General features: G+C 52.2%; 19 protein-coding genes, 2 tRNA genes and 1 rRNA gene. 6 read left to right on the top strand and 16 right to left on the bottom strand.

The annotated features are described in order from the left end of the window. Positions 1-67 precede the first annotated feature (67 nt). The 3 genes from KI228_RS02345 to KI228_RS02335 form a co-directional block, all read right to left on the bottom strand. A tRNA-Ala gene (locus KI228_RS02345) sits at positions 68-143 on the bottom strand. Positions 144-257: 114 nt separating this feature from the next. Then, positions 258-334, bottom strand: a tRNA-Ile gene (locus tag KI228_RS02340). A 69-nt stretch (positions 335-403) separates the two neighbouring features. Beyond that, positions 404-1,945: ribosomal RNA gene (locus KI228_RS02335) — 16S ribosomal RNA — on the bottom strand. A gap of 471 nt (positions 1,946-2,416) precedes the next feature. Between KI228_RS02335 and KI228_RS02330 the strand changes: the two genes are divergently transcribed. After that, a complete protein-coding gene (locus tag KI228_RS02330) occupies positions 2,417-2,971 on the top strand; it encodes a gamma carbonic anhydrase family protein (protein ID WP_061069301.1) in 555 nt (184 codons plus the stop codon). On the opposite strand, the gene KI228_RS02325 is transcribed toward KI228_RS02330, so the two are convergent. From KI228_RS02325 to dprA, 6 genes are read right to left on the bottom strand one after another with little or no spacing between them, the layout of a single operon-like run. Continuing rightward, the gene (locus KI228_RS02325) at positions 2,947-3,204 is read right to left on the bottom strand and encodes a DUF1488 family protein (protein WP_061069302.1); all 258 of its coding nucleotides are present in this window, start codon (positions 3,202-3,204) and stop codon (positions 2,947-2,949) included. The two genes, KI228_RS02330 and KI228_RS02325, sit on opposite strands and share 25 nt — an antisense overlap. Then, the gene (gene aroE / locus KI228_RS02320; protein ID WP_061070631.1) at positions 3,201-4,019 is read right to left on the bottom strand and encodes a shikimate dehydrogenase; all 819 of its coding nucleotides are present in this window, start codon (positions 4,017-4,019) and stop codon (positions 3,201-3,203) included. Before aroE ends, KI228_RS02325 begins: the two co-directional genes overlap by 4 nt. A gap of 4 nt (positions 4,020-4,023) precedes the next feature. Then, positions 4,024-4,596 carry an L-threonylcarbamoyladenylate synthase type 1 TsaC gene (gene tsaC / locus KI228_RS02315; protein ID WP_044265313.1) on the bottom strand — a complete coding sequence of 191 codons (573 nt, stop codon included), beginning with the start codon at positions 4,594-4,596 and terminating at the stop codon, positions 4,024-4,026. After that, positions 4,589-5,143 (bottom strand): DNA topoisomerase family protein, encoded by a 555-nt coding sequence (locus KI228_RS02310; protein ID WP_042998369.1) that lies wholly within the window; start codon positions 5,141-5,143, stop codon positions 4,589-4,591. Before KI228_RS02310 ends, tsaC begins: the two co-directional genes overlap by 8 nt. A 26-nt stretch (positions 5,144-5,169) precedes the next feature. Further along, positions 5,170-5,643 (bottom strand): DUF494 family protein Smg, encoded by a 474-nt coding sequence (gene smg / locus KI228_RS02305; protein ID WP_061069303.1) that lies wholly within the window; start codon positions 5,641-5,643, stop codon positions 5,170-5,172. Further along, positions 5,615-6,739, bottom strand: coding sequence for a DNA-protecting protein DprA (gene dprA, locus KI228_RS02300; protein WP_061069304.1), 1,125 nt, complete (start codon positions 6,737-6,739; stop codon positions 5,615-5,617). The genes smg and dprA overlap by 29 nt, the downstream gene beginning before the upstream one ends. Before the next feature lie 129 nt (positions 6,740-6,868). Here dprA and def point away from each other — a divergent pair, with 129 nt between their 5' ends. From def to mscL, 5 genes are all read left to right on the top strand, one after another. Then, entirely contained in the window at positions 6,869-7,378 is a 510-nt protein-coding gene (gene def, locus KI228_RS02295; RefSeq protein WP_042326273.1) for a peptide deformylase, read from the top strand. 14 nt (positions 7,379-7,392) lie between these two features. After that, a complete protein-coding gene (gene fmt / locus KI228_RS02290) occupies positions 7,393-8,340 on the top strand; it encodes a methionyl-tRNA formyltransferase (protein WP_061069305.1) in 948 nt (315 codons plus the stop codon). A gap of 52 nt (positions 8,341-8,392) precedes the next feature. After that, positions 8,393-9,682 carry a 16S rRNA (cytosine(967)-C(5))-methyltransferase RsmB gene (gene rsmB / locus KI228_RS02285; RefSeq protein WP_054177421.1) on the top strand — a complete coding sequence of 430 codons (1,290 nt, stop codon included), beginning with the start codon at positions 8,393-8,395 and terminating at the stop codon, positions 9,680-9,682. Between the two features lie 21 nt (positions 9,683-9,703). After that, entirely contained in the window at positions 9,704-11,080 is a 1,377-nt protein-coding gene (gene trkA / locus KI228_RS02280) for a Trk system potassium transporter TrkA (RefSeq protein ID WP_042998372.1), read from the top strand. Between the two features lie 141 nt (positions 11,081-11,221). Continuing rightward, positions 11,222-11,632: a large-conductance mechanosensitive channel protein MscL gene (gene mscL / locus KI228_RS02275; RefSeq protein WP_042326268.1), complete on the top strand. Its 411-nt coding sequence runs from the start codon at positions 11,222-11,224 to the stop codon at positions 11,630-11,632. Here the strand turns inward: mscL and arfA are convergent. The 7 genes from arfA to rpsK all read right to left on the bottom strand — a co-directional run bounded on the left by arfA (position 11,629) and on the right by rpsK (position 15,299). After that, positions 11,629-11,847: an alternative ribosome-rescue factor ArfA gene (arfA, locus tag KI228_RS02270; RefSeq protein ID WP_042998373.1), complete on the bottom strand. Its 219-nt coding sequence runs from the start codon at positions 11,845-11,847 to the stop codon at positions 11,629-11,631. The two genes, mscL and arfA, sit on opposite strands and share 4 nt — an antisense overlap. Positions 11,848-11,902: 55 nt before the next feature. Continuing rightward, a complete protein-coding gene (gene zntR, locus KI228_RS02265) occupies positions 11,903-12,328 on the bottom strand; it encodes a Zn(2+)-responsive transcriptional regulator (protein WP_044257546.1) in 426 nt (141 codons plus the stop codon). A gap of 10 nt (positions 12,329-12,338) precedes the next feature. Then, entirely contained in the window at positions 12,339-12,707 is a 369-nt protein-coding gene (locus KI228_RS02260; RefSeq protein ID WP_044265318.1) for a DnaJ family domain-containing protein, read from the bottom strand. A gap of 106 nt (positions 12,708-12,813) precedes the next feature. Beyond that, on the bottom strand, positions 12,814-13,200 hold the full coding sequence (rplQ, locus tag KI228_RS02255) for a 50S ribosomal protein L17 (protein WP_001216372.1): 387 nt from the start codon (positions 13,198-13,200) through the stop codon (positions 12,814-12,816). Positions 13,201-13,240: 40 nt separating this feature from the next. Then, a complete protein-coding gene (locus KI228_RS02250) occupies positions 13,241-14,230 on the bottom strand; it encodes a DNA-directed RNA polymerase subunit alpha (protein ID WP_001162094.1) in 990 nt (329 codons plus the stop codon). Between the two features lie 25 nt (positions 14,231-14,255). Beyond that, positions 14,256-14,876: a 30S ribosomal protein S4 gene (rpsD, locus tag KI228_RS02245; RefSeq protein ID WP_000135226.1), complete on the bottom strand. Its 621-nt coding sequence runs from the start codon at positions 14,874-14,876 to the stop codon at positions 14,256-14,258. Positions 14,877-14,909: 33 nt separating this feature from the next. Beyond that, positions 14,910-15,299, bottom strand: coding sequence for a 30S ribosomal protein S11 (rpsK, locus tag KI228_RS02240; RefSeq protein ID WP_001029684.1), 390 nt, complete (start codon positions 15,297-15,299; stop codon positions 14,910-14,912). Between the last annotated feature and the right edge of the window lie 10 nt (positions 15,300-15,309).

Here is a 15,309-nt window from a genome sequence, read left to right as displayed (position 1 = left end):
AGAGCAAAACTTCGCAGCGCACCCTTTCAGGTACACTCTGAAGTTTTCTTGATTACGTTCTACAGTATGGTGGAGCTATGCGGGATCGAACCGCAGACCTCCTGCGTGCAAAGCAGGCGCTCTCCCAGCTGAGCTATAGCCCCATACAATGTAGTCAGAACCTCTGTACCGATAATTTTTCCTGAGACAAGGCGTGGAATGGCGAAGCATACTTAAAGTATGCGAGTCGTTTCACAACGCAGTATTCAGGGAAAATTTGGTAGGCCTGAGTGGACTTGAACCACCGACCTCACCCTTATCAGGGGTGCGCTCTAACCACCTGAGCTACAAGCCTGTAGAGGTTTTACTGCTCGTTTTTCATCAGACAATCTGTGTGGGCACTACAAAGGCAGGTTCTTTAAGGTAAGGAGGTGATCCAACCGCAGGTTCCCCTACGGTTACCTTGTTACGACTTCACCCCAGTCATGAATCACAAAGTGGTAAGCGCCCTCCCGAAGGTTAAGCTACCTACTTCTTTTGCAACCCACTCCCATGGTGTGACGGGCGGTGTGTACAAGGCCCGGGAACGTATTCACCGTGGCATTCTGATCCACGATTACTAGCGATTCCGACTTCATGGAGTCGAGTTGCAGACTCCAATCCGGACTACGACATACTTTATGAGGTCCGCTTGCTCTCGCGAGGTCGCTTCTCTTTGTATATGCCATTGTAGCACGTGTGTAGCCCTGGTCGTAAGGGCCATGATGACTTGACGTCATCCCCACCTTCCTCCAGTTTATCACTGGCAGTCTCCTTTGAGTTCCCGGCCGGACCGCTGGCAACAAAGGATAAGGGTTGCGCTCGTTGCGGGACTTAACCCAACATTTCACAACACGAGCTGACGACAGCCATGCAGCACCTGTCTCACAGTTCCCGAAGGCACCAAGGCATCTCTGCCAAGTTCTGTGGATGTCAAGACCAGGTAAGGTTCTTCGCGTTGCATCGAATTAAACCACATGCTCCACCGCTTGTGCGGGCCCCCGTCAATTCATTTGAGTTTTAACCTTGCGGCCGTACTCCCCAGGCGGTCTATTTAACGCGTTAGCTCCGGAAGCCACGCCTCAAGGGCACAACCTCCAAATAGACATCGTTTACGGCGTGGACTACCAGGGTATCTAATCCTGTTTGCTCCCCACGCTTTCGCACCTGAGCGTCAGTCTTCGTCCAGGGGGCCGCCTTCGCCACCGGTATTCCTCCAGATCTCTACGCATTTCACCGCTACACCTGGAATTCTACCCCCCTCTACGAGACTCAAGCCTGCCAGTTTCGAATGCAGTTCCCAGGTTGAGCCCGGGGATTTCACATCCGACTTGACAGACCGCCTGCGTGCGCTTTACGCCCAGTAATTCCGATTAACGCTTGCACCCTCCGTATTACCGCGGCTGCTGGCACGGAGTTAGCCGGTGCTTCTTCTGCGGGTAACGTCAATGGCTAAGGTTATTAACCTTAACCCCTTCCTCCCCGCTGAAAGTACTTTACAACCCGAAGGCCTTCTTCATACACGCGGCATGGCTGCATCAGGCTTGCGCCCATTGTGCAATATTCCCCACTGCTGCCTCCCGTAGGAGTCTGGACCGTGTCTCAGTTCCAGTGTGGCTGGTCATCCTCTCAGACCAGCTAGGGATCGTCGCCTTGGTGAGCCGTTACCTCACCAACAAGCTAATCCCATCTGGGCACATCCGATGGCAAGAGGCCCGAAGGTCCCCCTCTTTGGTCTTGCGACATTATGCGGTATTAGCTACCGTTTCCAGTAGTTATCCCCCTCCATCGGGCAGTTTCCCAGACATTACTCACCCGTCCGCCACTCGTCAGCAAAGCAGCAAGCTGCTTCCTGTTACCGTTCGACTTGCATGTGTTAGGCCTGCCGCCAGCGTTCAATCTGAGCCATGATCAAACTCTTCAATTTAAGTTTGATGCTCCTAGAATTAAACGTCGTAATGAATTACGTGTTCACTCTTTGAGACTTGGTATTCATTTTTCGTCTTGCGACGTTAAGAATCCATGTCACTCTGAGTGCCCACACAGATTGTCTGATAAATTGTTAAAGAGCAGTTGCGACGCGCTTTAGCGCTCTGTCGCGAGGTGGCGTATATTACGCTTTCCTCTTTTAGAGTCAACCCTGATTTTCAGGATTTTTCTCTTCGCTGTGACGACCATCTTGTGAAGCGTTCCACTTTGTCGTCTCAACGGAGGCGCATTATAGGGATCCCATTTTTTTGCACAAGCCTTTTTTAGATCTTTTTTTCCGTTCGCTGCTTTTTCATCCCTTTCGCTCCATTCATGCGCAATTTGGCGAATTTTTGATAGCTAAAGCACTTGCGCAAGGCCAGAAATGCAACCAAAGTCATCATTACTGTTCTCTTTCCTTGAGGTAAACATGTCTGACGTATTACGTCCTTATAAGGATCTTTTCCCACAGATTGGCCAACGGGTGATGCTCGACAGCAGCAGTGTGATCATTGGCGACGTTCGCCTGGCAGACGATGTGGGGATCTGGCCGCTTGTCGCGATCCGTGGCGATGTAAATTACGTTGCGCTCGGGGCGCGTACGAATATTCAGGATGGCAGCGTGTTGCATGTCACGCACAAATCCGCCTCCAACCCGGATGGCAACCCGCTCATTGTAGGAGAAGATGTGACGGTCGGGCATAAAGTGATGTTGCACGGCTGCATCATTGGCAACCGGGTCCTGGTCGGTATGGGATCGATTCTGCTGGATGGCGCGGTGATTGAAGACGACGTAATGATTGGGGCGGGAAGCCTGGTACCGCAAAACAAACGCCTGGAGAGCGGCTATCTCTATTTGGGGAGCCCGGTCAAACAGATCCGGCCGCTAACAGAGGAGGAGAAAGCGGGTCTGCAATACTCCGCCAGAAATTATGTGAAATGGAAAGACGAGTATCTCGCTCAGGGTAACCAAACCCAGCCATGATCGTCTTCTTGCTGGGACTGGATCAGTGCTTCCGCTTCTTCTTCCAGATCCCAGCGATGTTCGCAAAAGTGAGCTAACCATTGTTCCGTCGTTTCACCACCAAAGCGATTCGCCAGCGTTTCTCCCTTAATAGCGCACATTAACTGCATGCCATTAACCAGCGCGGGAAAGCAGACCGCTTTTTTCTGCGCGTCCCACTCTTCCCAGTCTGGAAACTGGATGGCCTGATTCATGCGGATAACTCCTGCTTGAGACGCGCAATCACTGGCTCAATTTCCGGCAACACACCGTGCCAGAGCAGAACGGCATGAGCTGCTTGCCCCACCAGCATCCCCAGACCATCGGCATAACGTTTCGCGCCCTGGCGTTCACACCAGGAGAGAAACGGCGTATTGCCCTTTTGGTAGAACATGTCGTAACAACATACCGCCGGACGAATGAGCGATGCCGGGATCGCCGGGATCTCACCGCTGATGCCGCTGGAGGTGGCATTGATGATCAGATCAAACTCATGTCCTTCCAGCTCATCCATACCCAGCGCCTGCACGCTACCTGTATGTGCAAAAACCTGTGCCAGTTCTTCCGCACGGGATGCCGTCCGGTTAACAATCGTCACCCCGCAATCCAGAGAAAGCAGCGGTAACAATACACCACGCGAAGCGCCACCCGCGCCAATCAGCAGGATACGTTGCCCCGGCTGGATAAATGACAGACGTTCGAGGTCACTTAGCAGACCGATGCCGTCGGTGTTGTCACCCAGCAACCGACCATCTTCGAGCCGCTTGATCGTATTCACCGCACCGGCTAAGGCTGCACGCTCGGTGAGTTCATCGGCGCGGGCAAATGCTTCTTCTTTAAATGGCACTGTGACGTTCATTCCTTTACCGCCGTCGGCAAAGAACGCGTTCAGTGTGTTGATGAAATCATTAACAGGCGCCAGCACACGGCCATACGGATGCGCAATCTGCAGCTGCTGCGCAAATTGCTGATGAATAAACGGCGATTTGCTGTGCGCGATTGGATTACCAAAAACAGCATAGGTTTCCATCATCTTACCCCTGTCGAAACAACTCGCCCGTCAGGGCATCACGGATTTCCGAAGGATTCAATCGACCTCCGGTTTCTCCTGACACCACCGGGAAGTCTGTACCAAACTGTGTGCGAACTTCCTCAACCGTACGGCAAGGGGGTAATCCACTCAGGTTGGCGCTGGTTGAAACCAACGGTTTGCCATAAGCCTGGCACAAGGCGACCACCAGCGGATGATCCGTCACGCGCACCGCCAATGAATCAAAGCGCCCCGTCAACCAACGAGGCGTCGTCGCTGGCGCAGGGAAAACAAAGGTCACCGGACCAGGCCAACGAGCAAACACGGCATCACGCTGGGCATCGGTCAACATACTGTCGTCAATATACGGCTTGAGCTGCTCAAAACTGGCGGCGATCAAAATTAACCCTTTATCCACCGGACGCTGTTTCAAGGCCAACAGACGATTTACGGCCACTTCGCTATCGGGATCGCACCCGACGCCAAAGACGGCTTCTGTTGGATAGGCGATGACATTCTCTTTATTCAGTACCTCTATTGCGTCAGCGATAGGGTCTGTTGGCAGGTTATTATTCACTTGTTTGTTCCGCCGAAACCGGCTTTCCACATTGTTTACTGGCGCAAAAGTGCTTCACACCCTGCGCGGTTTTCTTTTCGATGAGTAGCGGATAGTGGCACTCAGGACACTCTCCGGCTATCGGTTTGAAGTTAATGACAAACTGGCACTCCGGATAGCGATCGCAGGAGTGGAAGGTTTTGCCATAACGGGAACGCCGCTGGACCAGATGGCCCGTCTGGCATTGAGGGCAGGTAATAGCGGTTTCATCGGGTTTATCAATGAGCTCGGTATGCTCACATTCTGGATAGTTGCTGCAGCCGATAAACATACCAAAACGCCCCTGGCGCAACACCAGTTCGCCGCCGCAGTCAGGGCAATGTTTCCCCTCCAGAACTTTGACGATATGTCCGTCCGCTGAGGATTTCAACGGACGGATATAGTCACATTCCGGATAGTGCGAGCAACCAAGAAACGGACCGTGTTTCCCGGAGCGAATCACCAGTTCAGCCCCGCACTGTGGGCAGGGCTCATTTTTACGCACCGAAAACAGTGCTGATTTAGCCATAACAACTCATGCTGAATTAAGGTTGATTAATGCAGCATACCTTCATTCACTTCAAAGAGTAATTCTTCCATTTGCTGATATGCATTTTCACAACCTGGAATATTGAACAAAACCATCAGGATGACCCACTTCAGGTCTTCCAGGTCGAATTCTGCGGTATCCAGCGCGAGCACTCGTTCAATCACCATTTCTCGCGTTTCGAGGTTTAGCACCTGAATCTGCTCAAGGAATAACAGGAATCCCCGGCAACTGGCATCCAGTCGGTCACACTCTTCTGGGGTATAAATACGCACAGAGAGAGGATCGGAGGCGAGCTGCATCGGCTCGGCAAGATCTTCCTGATAGTCAGCAAGCTTTTCCAGCCACAGGAGCGCGTTGTAGATGTCTTCACGATCAAAACCGGCGTCGGTAAGATCCCGTTCAAGTTTGTCCTGATCCACACGTAATTCAGCTTCATTGTGGATATATGTCTCAAACAAATACATTAGTACGTCGAACATGGCATGCCCTCCTCAATCGGACATAGCCGCCGGGTACAACTGCGATCCATCCTGCTAACTCCAGTTCGAGTAGCTGAGCCACTACCTCTGGCACAGGTTGGCCGGCACGTTCAGCGACGACGTCAACAGGTGTTACCTCATCTCCTACGTTAGCCAGGAGCTCGGGAAATGGCAATGCTGCGCCTTCCTGATCTGATGAATAAAGTGATTTTTCAGGCTCATCTGGCAGCCAATGCAAGCCGTACTGCAAATTTTCCATGATTTCCTCTGGGGCCGTCACAAGGGTGGCACCCTGCTTCACCAGCCAGTGTGGCCCTTCGCTTCCGGGGTTGCCGATGGGGCCAGGGATGGCGAACACCTCTCGTCCTTGCTCTAACGCACAGCGCGCAGTGACCAACGAGCCACTGCGTAATGCCGCCTCAACCACCAGAACCCCTTTACTCAGACCGCTAATGATACGGTTCCGGCGGGGAAAGTTGCGCGGTAAAGGGGCCATCATTAACGGAAATTCGGACACCAGCGCGCCTCCCGTTTCCAGCAACGCATCGGCCATCCCGGCATGTCGGCGGGGATAGACGGATTGCAGGCCGTTGCCTAATACGGCAATGCTTTTCCCCTTTGCCTGGATCGCCGCCCGATGGGCGATGCCATCAATACCTCGCGCCAGACCGCTGGTAATGGTGATATCCCAACTGGCCAGTTTCTCACAAAACATCTGCCCCCATCGTTCACCATACCAGGACGGCGTTCGGCTTCCCACGACGGCGAGTTGAAAATCATGGAGACATCGCGGGGAGCCAACGACAAAAACCGCACCGGGATAATCTTCAATGGCGCGAAGCTGTGCAGGATAATCTTCACTGTCTGCCAGTAATAAGTGATGGTGCGGCAACTCAAGCCAGCGAAGGGTTCTTTCCAGTTCTTTTTCCGGAAAGGTCAAAAAGCGCGTTGCCTGGGAAGGGGAAAGGCCGGCACGCCGCAATGCGGCGATATCAATAGCCGGCTGTGATATCAGTCCGTGAGCGACGCGCACCATCTCATCGCCGAACAACTCATTCACAGCCATTAAACGTAGCCAAATTTCGGTACGGGTCATCCTTATCCCCCTGCCACAAGCAGTCTTAGCAATCTTTGCGATTGGTCACTGATGCTGTCAATCAGAGGGGGATTTGTCTAGAATAGAGGTAATAATCTTTCCAACTCCTGAACACAACTCTGGATAACTATGTCAGTTTTGCAAGTGTTACATATTCCGGACGAGCGCCTTCGCAAAGTCGCAAAGCCGGTAGAAGAAGTGAATGCAGAAATTCAGCGTATCGTCGATGATATGTTTGAGACGATGTACGCGGAAGAAGGTATTGGCCTCGCAGCAACGCAGGTTGATATTCATCAGCGGATTATCGTCATTGACGTGTCGGAAAATCGTGACGAACGCCTGGTGTTAATTAACCCGGAACTGCTGGAAAAAGAAGGCGAGACCGGTATTGAAGAAGGTTGTCTGTCTATTCCGGAACAGCGTGCTTTAGTGCCGCGTGCTGAGAAAGTGAAAGTTCGCGCGCTCGATCGCGAGGGTAAACCGTTTGAACTGGAAGCCGACGGCCTGCTGGCTATCTGTATTCAGCACGAGATGGATCACCTGGTCGGTAAACTGTTTATCGATTATTTGTCACCGCTGAAGCAGCAACGTATTCGTCAGAAAGTTGAGAAACTCGACCGCCTGAACGCACGAGCTTAAGGACAAGAATCACCGTGTCAGACTCACTACGTATTATTTTTGCGGGTACACCTGACTTTGCAGCGCGTCATCTTGACGCGCTGTTGTCTTCTGAACATCACGTCGTCGGGGTATTTACCCAGCCCGATCGCCCGGCAGGTCGGGGAAAAAAACTGATGCCGAGCCCGGTAAAAGTGCTGGCAGAGGTAAAAGGCATACCGGTTTTCCAACCCGTTTCCTTGCGCCCGCAGGAAAACCAGCACCTGGTTTCTGACCTGAATGCAGATGTTATGGTCGTCGTCGCGTATGGTCTGATTCTGCCGAAAGCCGTGCTGGATATGCCGCGTCTCGGCTGCATTAACGTCCACGGTTCGCTGCTGCCGCGCTGGCGCGGCGCGGCGCCCATTCAACGTTCTCTTTGGGCTGGGGACGCCGAAACGGGCGTGACCATTATGCAAATGGACGTGGGTCTCGATACGGGCGATATGCTCTATAAGCTCGCCTGCCCCATCACCGCGAAAGACACCAGCGGCACGCTGTACGACAAGCTGGCGGATCTTGGTCCGCAGGGGCTGATCGAAACGCTGAAGCAGTTAGCTGAGGGCCGTGCAAATCCGCAAGTGCAGGATGAATCGCTAGTCACTCACGCAGAAAAGCTCAGTAAAGAAGAAGCGCGCATCGACTGGTCGCTTTCTGCGACACAACTGGAACGTTGCATTCGCGCATTCAATCCCTGGCCAATGAGCTGGCTGGAAATTGACGGCCAGCCGGTAAAAGTCTGGCAGGCATCCGTAATAGCGACGCCGACGCTGGCAGAACCGGGAACCATCCTTGACGCCACGAAACAAGGCATTCAGGTCGCGACCGGCAATGGAGTCCTGAACCTGCTCTCATTGCAACCCGCCGGGAAAAAAGCGATGAGCGCCCAGGATCTTCTGAATTCACGTCGGGAATGGTTCATTCCTGGCAACCGTCTGGTCTGACGGTCACTTCTGATAACGCCCGGTGTTACCGGGCCTTTTTATTTTTGCGGTTATGAATAAGAAACTTAACTTACGCAGTATGGCGGCGCAGGCCGTTGAACAGGTCGTCGAGCAAGGGCATTCACTGAGCAATGTCCTGCCGCCGCTACAACAAAAAGTCTCCGATAAAGACAAAGCGCTGCTACAGGAACTCTGTTTTGGGGTTCTGCGTACGCTGTCGCAACTCGACTGGTTGATCAACAAACTGATGTCCCGCCCAATGACGGGAAAACAGCGCACCGTGCATTACCTGATAATGGTGGGATTCTATCAATTACTGCATACCCGAATTCCTCCACATGCAGCGCTGGCGGAAACGGTCGAAGGTGCCGTAGCGATAAAGCGCCCGCAGCTTAAGGGGCTAATAAACGGTGTTCTGCGTCAGTTCCAGCGTCAACAAAAAGTACTGCTCGCGGAATTCGCCAGCAGCGACGCGCGTTTTCTGCACCCTGGCTGGCTACTTAAACGCCTGCAAAAGGCGTACCCCACCCAATGGGAAGCGATTATTGATGCCAACAATCAGCGCCCCCCGATGTGGCTACGTGTGAATCGCATACACCATACGCGCGACAGCTGGCTGGCATTGCTCGAAAACGCCGGGATGAAAGGTTTCACTCATCCCGACTATCCCGATGCCATCCGTCTGGAAACAGCAGCACCGGTCCATACGCTTCCTGGGTTCGATGAAGGATGGGTCACCGTTCAGGACGCCTCTGCTCAGGGGTGCGTGGCCTTCCTTGCTCCGCAAAACGGCGAACACATTTTAGATCTGTGTGCAGCACCAGGCGGTAAAACCACCCACATCCTCGAAGCGGCTCCCGAAGCAAACGTGCTGGCAGTTGATGTGGATGAACAACGACTCTCCCGCGTTTATGACAACCTGAAACGTCTTGGGATGAAAGCGGCGGTTAAGCAGGGTGATGGGCGTTTCCCTGCACAATGGTGCGGCGAGCAGCAGTTTGATCGTATCCTGTTAGATGCCCCCTGCTCTGCAACCGGAGTTATCCGTCGTCACCCGGATATCAAATGGCTTCGCCGCGATCGTGATATTACCGAACTGGCAAAGCTACAGGCTGAAATTCTTGATGCCGTCTGGCCGCATCTGAAATCCGGCGGCACGCTGGTCTATGCCACCTGTTCCGTTTTGCCGGAAGAGAACAGTCAGCAGGTTCACGCCTTCTTACAGCGTACGACGGATGCCATGCTGAGCGAGACAGGCACACCCGAAATGCCGGGTCTTCAAAATCTGCCGGGTGCAGAAGACGGTGATGGCTTCTTTTACGCTAAGCTAATCAAAAAGTGATGGGATAACGGGTCACGACTGATGAAAATAATCATTCTGGGCGCAGGACAGGTGGGTGGAACGCTGGCAGAGAACCTGGTCGGCGAGAACAACGACATTACCGTAGTGGATACCAACGGTGAACGCCTGCGCAGCCTGCAGGATAAGTTCGATCTGCGTGTCGTTCAGGGACACGGCTCGCACCCACGCGTGCTGCGTGAAGCCGGGGCGGATGATGCGGATATGCTGGTTGCCGTGACCAGTTCTGATGAAACGAACATGGTTGCCTGCCAGGTGGCTTATTCGCTGTTTAATACGCCGAACCGAATCGCCCGTATCCGCTCTCCCGATTATGTCCGTGATGCGGACAAGCTGTTCCACTCAGAAGCCGTACCTATCGATCACCTGATCGCGCCCGAACAACTGGTCATCGACAGCATTTACCGCCTGATCGAATATCCAGGCGCATTACAGGTCGTCAATTTCGCAGAAGGCAAAGTGAGCCTTGCCGTCGTAAAAGCCTATTACGGTGGCCCACTGATCGGGAATGCGCTCTCAACGATGCGGGAGCATATGCCGCATATCGATACCCGCGTTGCGGCGATTTTCCGTCACGACAGACCGATCCGCCCACAGGGCTCCACCATTGTCGAAGCGGGCGACGAAGTCTTCTTTATTGCCGCTTCCCAGCACATTCGTGCGGTGATGAGCGAACTGCAACGCCTCGAAAAGCCTTACAAACGCATCATGCTGGTTGGCGGCGGTAACATCGGGGCAGGTCTGGCGCATCGTCTGGAAAAAGATTACAGCGTGAAATTGATCGAACGCGATCAACAGCGCGCTGCCGAGCTGGCCGAAAAACTTCAGAATACGATCGTCTTTTTTGGCGACGCCTCTGATCAAGAATTGCTGGCCGAAGAGCATATCGATCAGGTCGATCTGTTTATTGCCGTTACCAACGACGATGAAGCTAACATCATGTCAGCGATGTTGGCTAAGCGCATGGGGGCGAAAAAGGTGATGGTGTTGATTCAACGCCGCGCTTATGTCGATCTTGTTCAGGGTAGCGTGATCGATATCGCGATCTCTCCCCAGCAAGCAACCATCTCGGCTCTCCTTAGCCATGTGCGAAAAGCGGACATTGTTGGCGTCTCTTCATTACGCCGTGGCGTCGCAGAAGCGATTGAAGCTGTCGCTCACGGCGATGAAAGCACCTCACGCGTTGTCGGCCGAGTCATCGACGAAATCAAACTGCCGCCAGGCACGATTATTGGTGCTGTCGTGCGTGGTAACGATGTGATGATTGCTAATGACAACTTACGCATCGAACAAGGCGATCACGTCATTATGTTCCTGACGGATAAAAAGTTTATTACCGACGTCGAACGCTTATTCCAGCCAAGTCCTTTCTTCCTTTAACATTGAAGGGTGCATTGTTTGCACCCTTTTTAATCCCCTGATTTATCAAGGCTTAATTCATAATCTTAATCTCAATACTTAAATGGCAAATGCCTTAACATTTGTTAAACTTATTAACGTCAGCTGCATAGGGAGAATATAATGAGCATTATTAAAGAGTTTCGCGAATTCGCGATGCGCGGGAATGTTGTCGATTTGGCAGTGGGTGTCATTATCGGTGCGGCGTTCGGTAAAATTGTATCGTCACTGGTTGCCGATATCATTATGCCGCCGCTGGGTTTGTTAATTGGTGGGATCGATTTTAAACAGTTTGCCGTCACATTGCGTGATGCGCAGGGAGATATCCCGGCCGTTGTGATGCATTATGGCGTGTTTATTCAGAATATCTTCGACTTTGTGATTGTCGCCTTTGCTATTTTCATGGCAATTAAGCTCATTAACAAACTCAATCGTAAGAAAGAAGAGCCGGCGGCTGCACCTGCACCGACGAAAGAAGAAGTCTTGCTTACTGAGATCCGCGACCTGCTGAAAGAACAGAATAATCGTTCTTAACAGACCGCAGAAAGCAGAAGGCCAGTGGTAAAAAAGTGATTCACTTTCTTGCCACTGGCCTCCCAGTTACCCCGGTTACCGTGTTTGCCTTTACGTAAATAACTCCCTTTCCCTTTCTTATTCTTTTCAACACGCTGTCTGAATAGCGGGTCATGTAATAATGCCTCAATGGCATTGTCCTTTATCTGCCCTTTCGTATGCTGATAACGACTCATAATAACTCCAGTTTGTAGTTTAACGGCGGGAGTGTAGTCCCACCTGTCTGATAAATCAACAGCCCGACGCCACTCCACTGGCTCCTTGTTCAAGAGCTTCCAGAATTGAGCAGTACACACTGCTATGCGCAGTGCCACAGCAGGCATCGTTCAAACGCTGCAATGAACGCTGCATGCTTTGCAGTTCGGCAATACGAGCTTCAACTTCTTTCAGCCTGTCCTGCACGATCCCTTTGGATTCCTGACAGGTATGATGTTCAGGATCGATACGGATCGATAACAATTCACGGATCGACTCAAGGGTAAAGCCAAGCTGTCGGGCATAGCGGATGAATTTAAGCCGTTGAAGATCCTTTTCCGTATATAACCGGAAACCGCCTTCAGTGCGCACCTCATGCTCCATCATCTGCTGCTTTTCATAGTAGCGGATCGTATCAGGGGTCACTTCCGCCAGCTTTGCTAACTCACCAATTCGATACATGTCCACTCCATTAATTATCGTTAATTTTATGCAGCAACTTATCAGCATACTCAGCGCGTAAAAATTCCGTGCTCAGACCGGACTGCCGCAGCTTCAGTTCCAGCAGTGACAAACGCCGACTCACTTCCTGATACTGCGGATCATCCTGCCGCAGGCCTTTCAGCAGATCCAACAACTGGATGGCTTCTTTCCGCTGCTCCAGTTCGGGTGGGAGACAGCCTGCGTTCTTCAGTAAGCGATAACCGGCACGTAGCTCATCAGGCACATGTGAATCATCATCCAGCACCAACGGTTGGCCAGCACCGCGAAGATCTTCAAACTCACCTTTTCTTTGTGCATCGATGATATGACGCTCTGCCCACTGGTCCAGTAACCACATAATGACTCCAGGGGATGAACAAAAAGAGTACAGATATTGTAGATAAGTGGGGGTGCTGCGGATATAAAAAAACCCGCCGAGGCGGGTTTTTTTACGTTACTACAGATTACTCTGCAGCAGCTTCTGCTTTCGACTCAGAGCGATCAACCAGCTCGATGTATGCCATCGGCGCATTGTCGCCTGCACGGAAGCCACACTTCAGAATGCGAGTGTAACCACCGGCGCGGCTCGCGAAACGCGGGCCCAGCTCGTTAAACAGTTTTGCCACGATCTCGTTATCACGAGTGCGGGCGAATGCCAGACGACGATTAGCTACGCTATCAGTCTTGGCAAGAGTAATCAGCGGCTCAACTACGCGACGCAGCTCTTTCGCTTTAGGCAGGGTCGTCTTGATGATTTCATGACGAACCAGTGAACCTGCCATGTTGCGGAACATAGCCTGGCGATGGCTGCTGTTGCGGTTCAGTTGACGACCACTCTTACGATGGCGCATGACCTTATCCTTCTCAGTAAAACCTTAACCTGTGATCCGGTTACTCGTCAGCGATGCTTGCCGGTGGCCAGTTTTCCAGGCGCATGCCCAGAGACAGTCCACGGGAAGCCAGCACGTCTTTAATCTCAGTAAGAGATTTTTTACCAAGGTTAGGCGTCTTAAGAAGCTCAACCTCAGTACGCTGTACCAGATCACCGATATAGTGGATAGCTTCTGCTTTAAGGCAGTTAGCAGAGCGGACAGTCAATTCCAGATCGTCAACAGGGCGCAGCAGGATCGGATCGAATTCTGGTTTCTCTTCTTTCACTTCCGGCTGACGTACATCACGTAAATCAACGAAAGCTTCCAGTTGTTCTGCCAGAATGGTCGCCGCACGACGAATCGCCTCTTCAGGATCGATTGTGCCGTTGGTTTCCATTTCGATGACCAGCTTGTCCAGGTCGGTACGCTGTTCTACACGCGCTGCTTCAACATTGTAGGCAATACGCTCTACAGGGCTGTAGCATGCGTCGACCAGCAGACGGCCGATTGGGCGCTCATCTTCTTCCGAATGAATTCGGGTAGAAGCCGGCACATAACCACGACCGCGCTGAACTTTGATACGCATGCTAATAGACGCGTTCTCATCGGTCAGGTGGCAGATCACGTGCTGCGGCTTGACGATTTCGACATCCCCGTCATGGGTAATGTCGGCTGCAGTCACAGGGCCAATGCCAGATTTATTCAAGGTAAGAATAACTTCATCTTTACCCTGAACTCTCACCGCCAGCCCTTTCAGGTTGAGCAGGATTTCAAGGATATCTTCCTGAACGCCTTCTTTGGTGCTGTACTCATGTAGTACACCATCAATCTCAACCTCGGTCACCGCGCAACCCGGCATCGATGAGAGCAGAATACGGCGCAGTGCGTTACCCAGAGTATGGCCGAAGCCACGCTCTAAAGGCTCAAGGGTCACCTTGGCGTGCGTCGAACTCACTTGCTCGATATCTACCAGGCGCGGTTTTAGAAACTCTGTCACAGAACCCTGCATTGTGTCCTCTCTTTGGTACTAAGCTTTACTTGGAGTAAAGCTCGACGATCAGGTGTTCGTTAATGTCCGCAGACAGATCAGAACGCTCAGGCTTACGCTTGTACGTACCTTCCATCTTGCCAGCATCAACTTCCAGCCAGGTTGGCTTTTCACGCTGCTCAGCCAGCTCCAGAGCGGCTTTCACGCGAGACTGCTTCTTCGCTTTCTCACGAATGCTAACAACGTCATTCGGACTAACCTGATAAGAAGCGATGTTAACAACACGACCGTTTACCATAATCGCTTTATGGCTAACCAGCTGACGTGCTTCTGCACGAGTGGCGCCGAAGCCCATACGGTATACAACGTTGTCCAGACGACCTTCCAGCAGAGCCAACAGGTTTTCACCGGTGTTGCCTTTCAGACGTGCTGCTTCTTTGTAGTAGTTACGGAACTGACGCTCCAGCACACCGTAGATACGGCGAACTTTTTGCTTTTCACGCAACTGCACACCATAGTCAGACAGACGCGGTTTACGCGCACCGTGCTGGCCAGGAGCTTGTTCAATTTTACACTTGGTATCGATCGCGCGAACGCCAGACTTAAGGAATAAGTCGGTGCCCTCACGACGGCTCAGCTTGAGCTTAGGACCCAAATATCTTGCCATTTTCTATCTCCAACTAACCTGGAAAACGAAGCGTTATACGCGACGTTTTTTCGGCGGACGACAACCGTTATGAGGGATCGGAGTCACATCAGTAATATTAGTGATGCGGAAACCAGCGGCGTTCAGAGCACGAATAGTAGATTCGCGGCCTGGACCCGGACCTTTAACCATAACTTCCAGATTCTTGATGCCGTATTCTTTTACGGCGTCAGCGCAACGCTCTGCTGCAACCTGAGCTGCGAACGGAGTAGATTTGCGAGAACCACGGAAACCGGAACCACCGGCTGTTGCCCAACCCAGCGCGTTACCCTGACGATCAGTGATAGTCACGATGGTGTTGTTGAAAGAAGCATGGATATGAGCCACGCCGTCAGAGACTTGTTTTCTTACACGTTTACGTGCACGAATTGGTGCCTTTGCCATTATTCAATCA

The organism is Citrobacter amalonaticus, from assembly GCF_018323885.1.
Taxonomy (GTDB): domain Bacteria; phylum Pseudomonadota; class Gammaproteobacteria; order Enterobacterales; family Enterobacteriaceae; genus Citrobacter_A; species Citrobacter_A amalonaticus.
The sequence above is the reverse complement of the archived record's forward strand: the minus strand, read 5'-3'. Positions and strand labels throughout refer to the sequence as shown.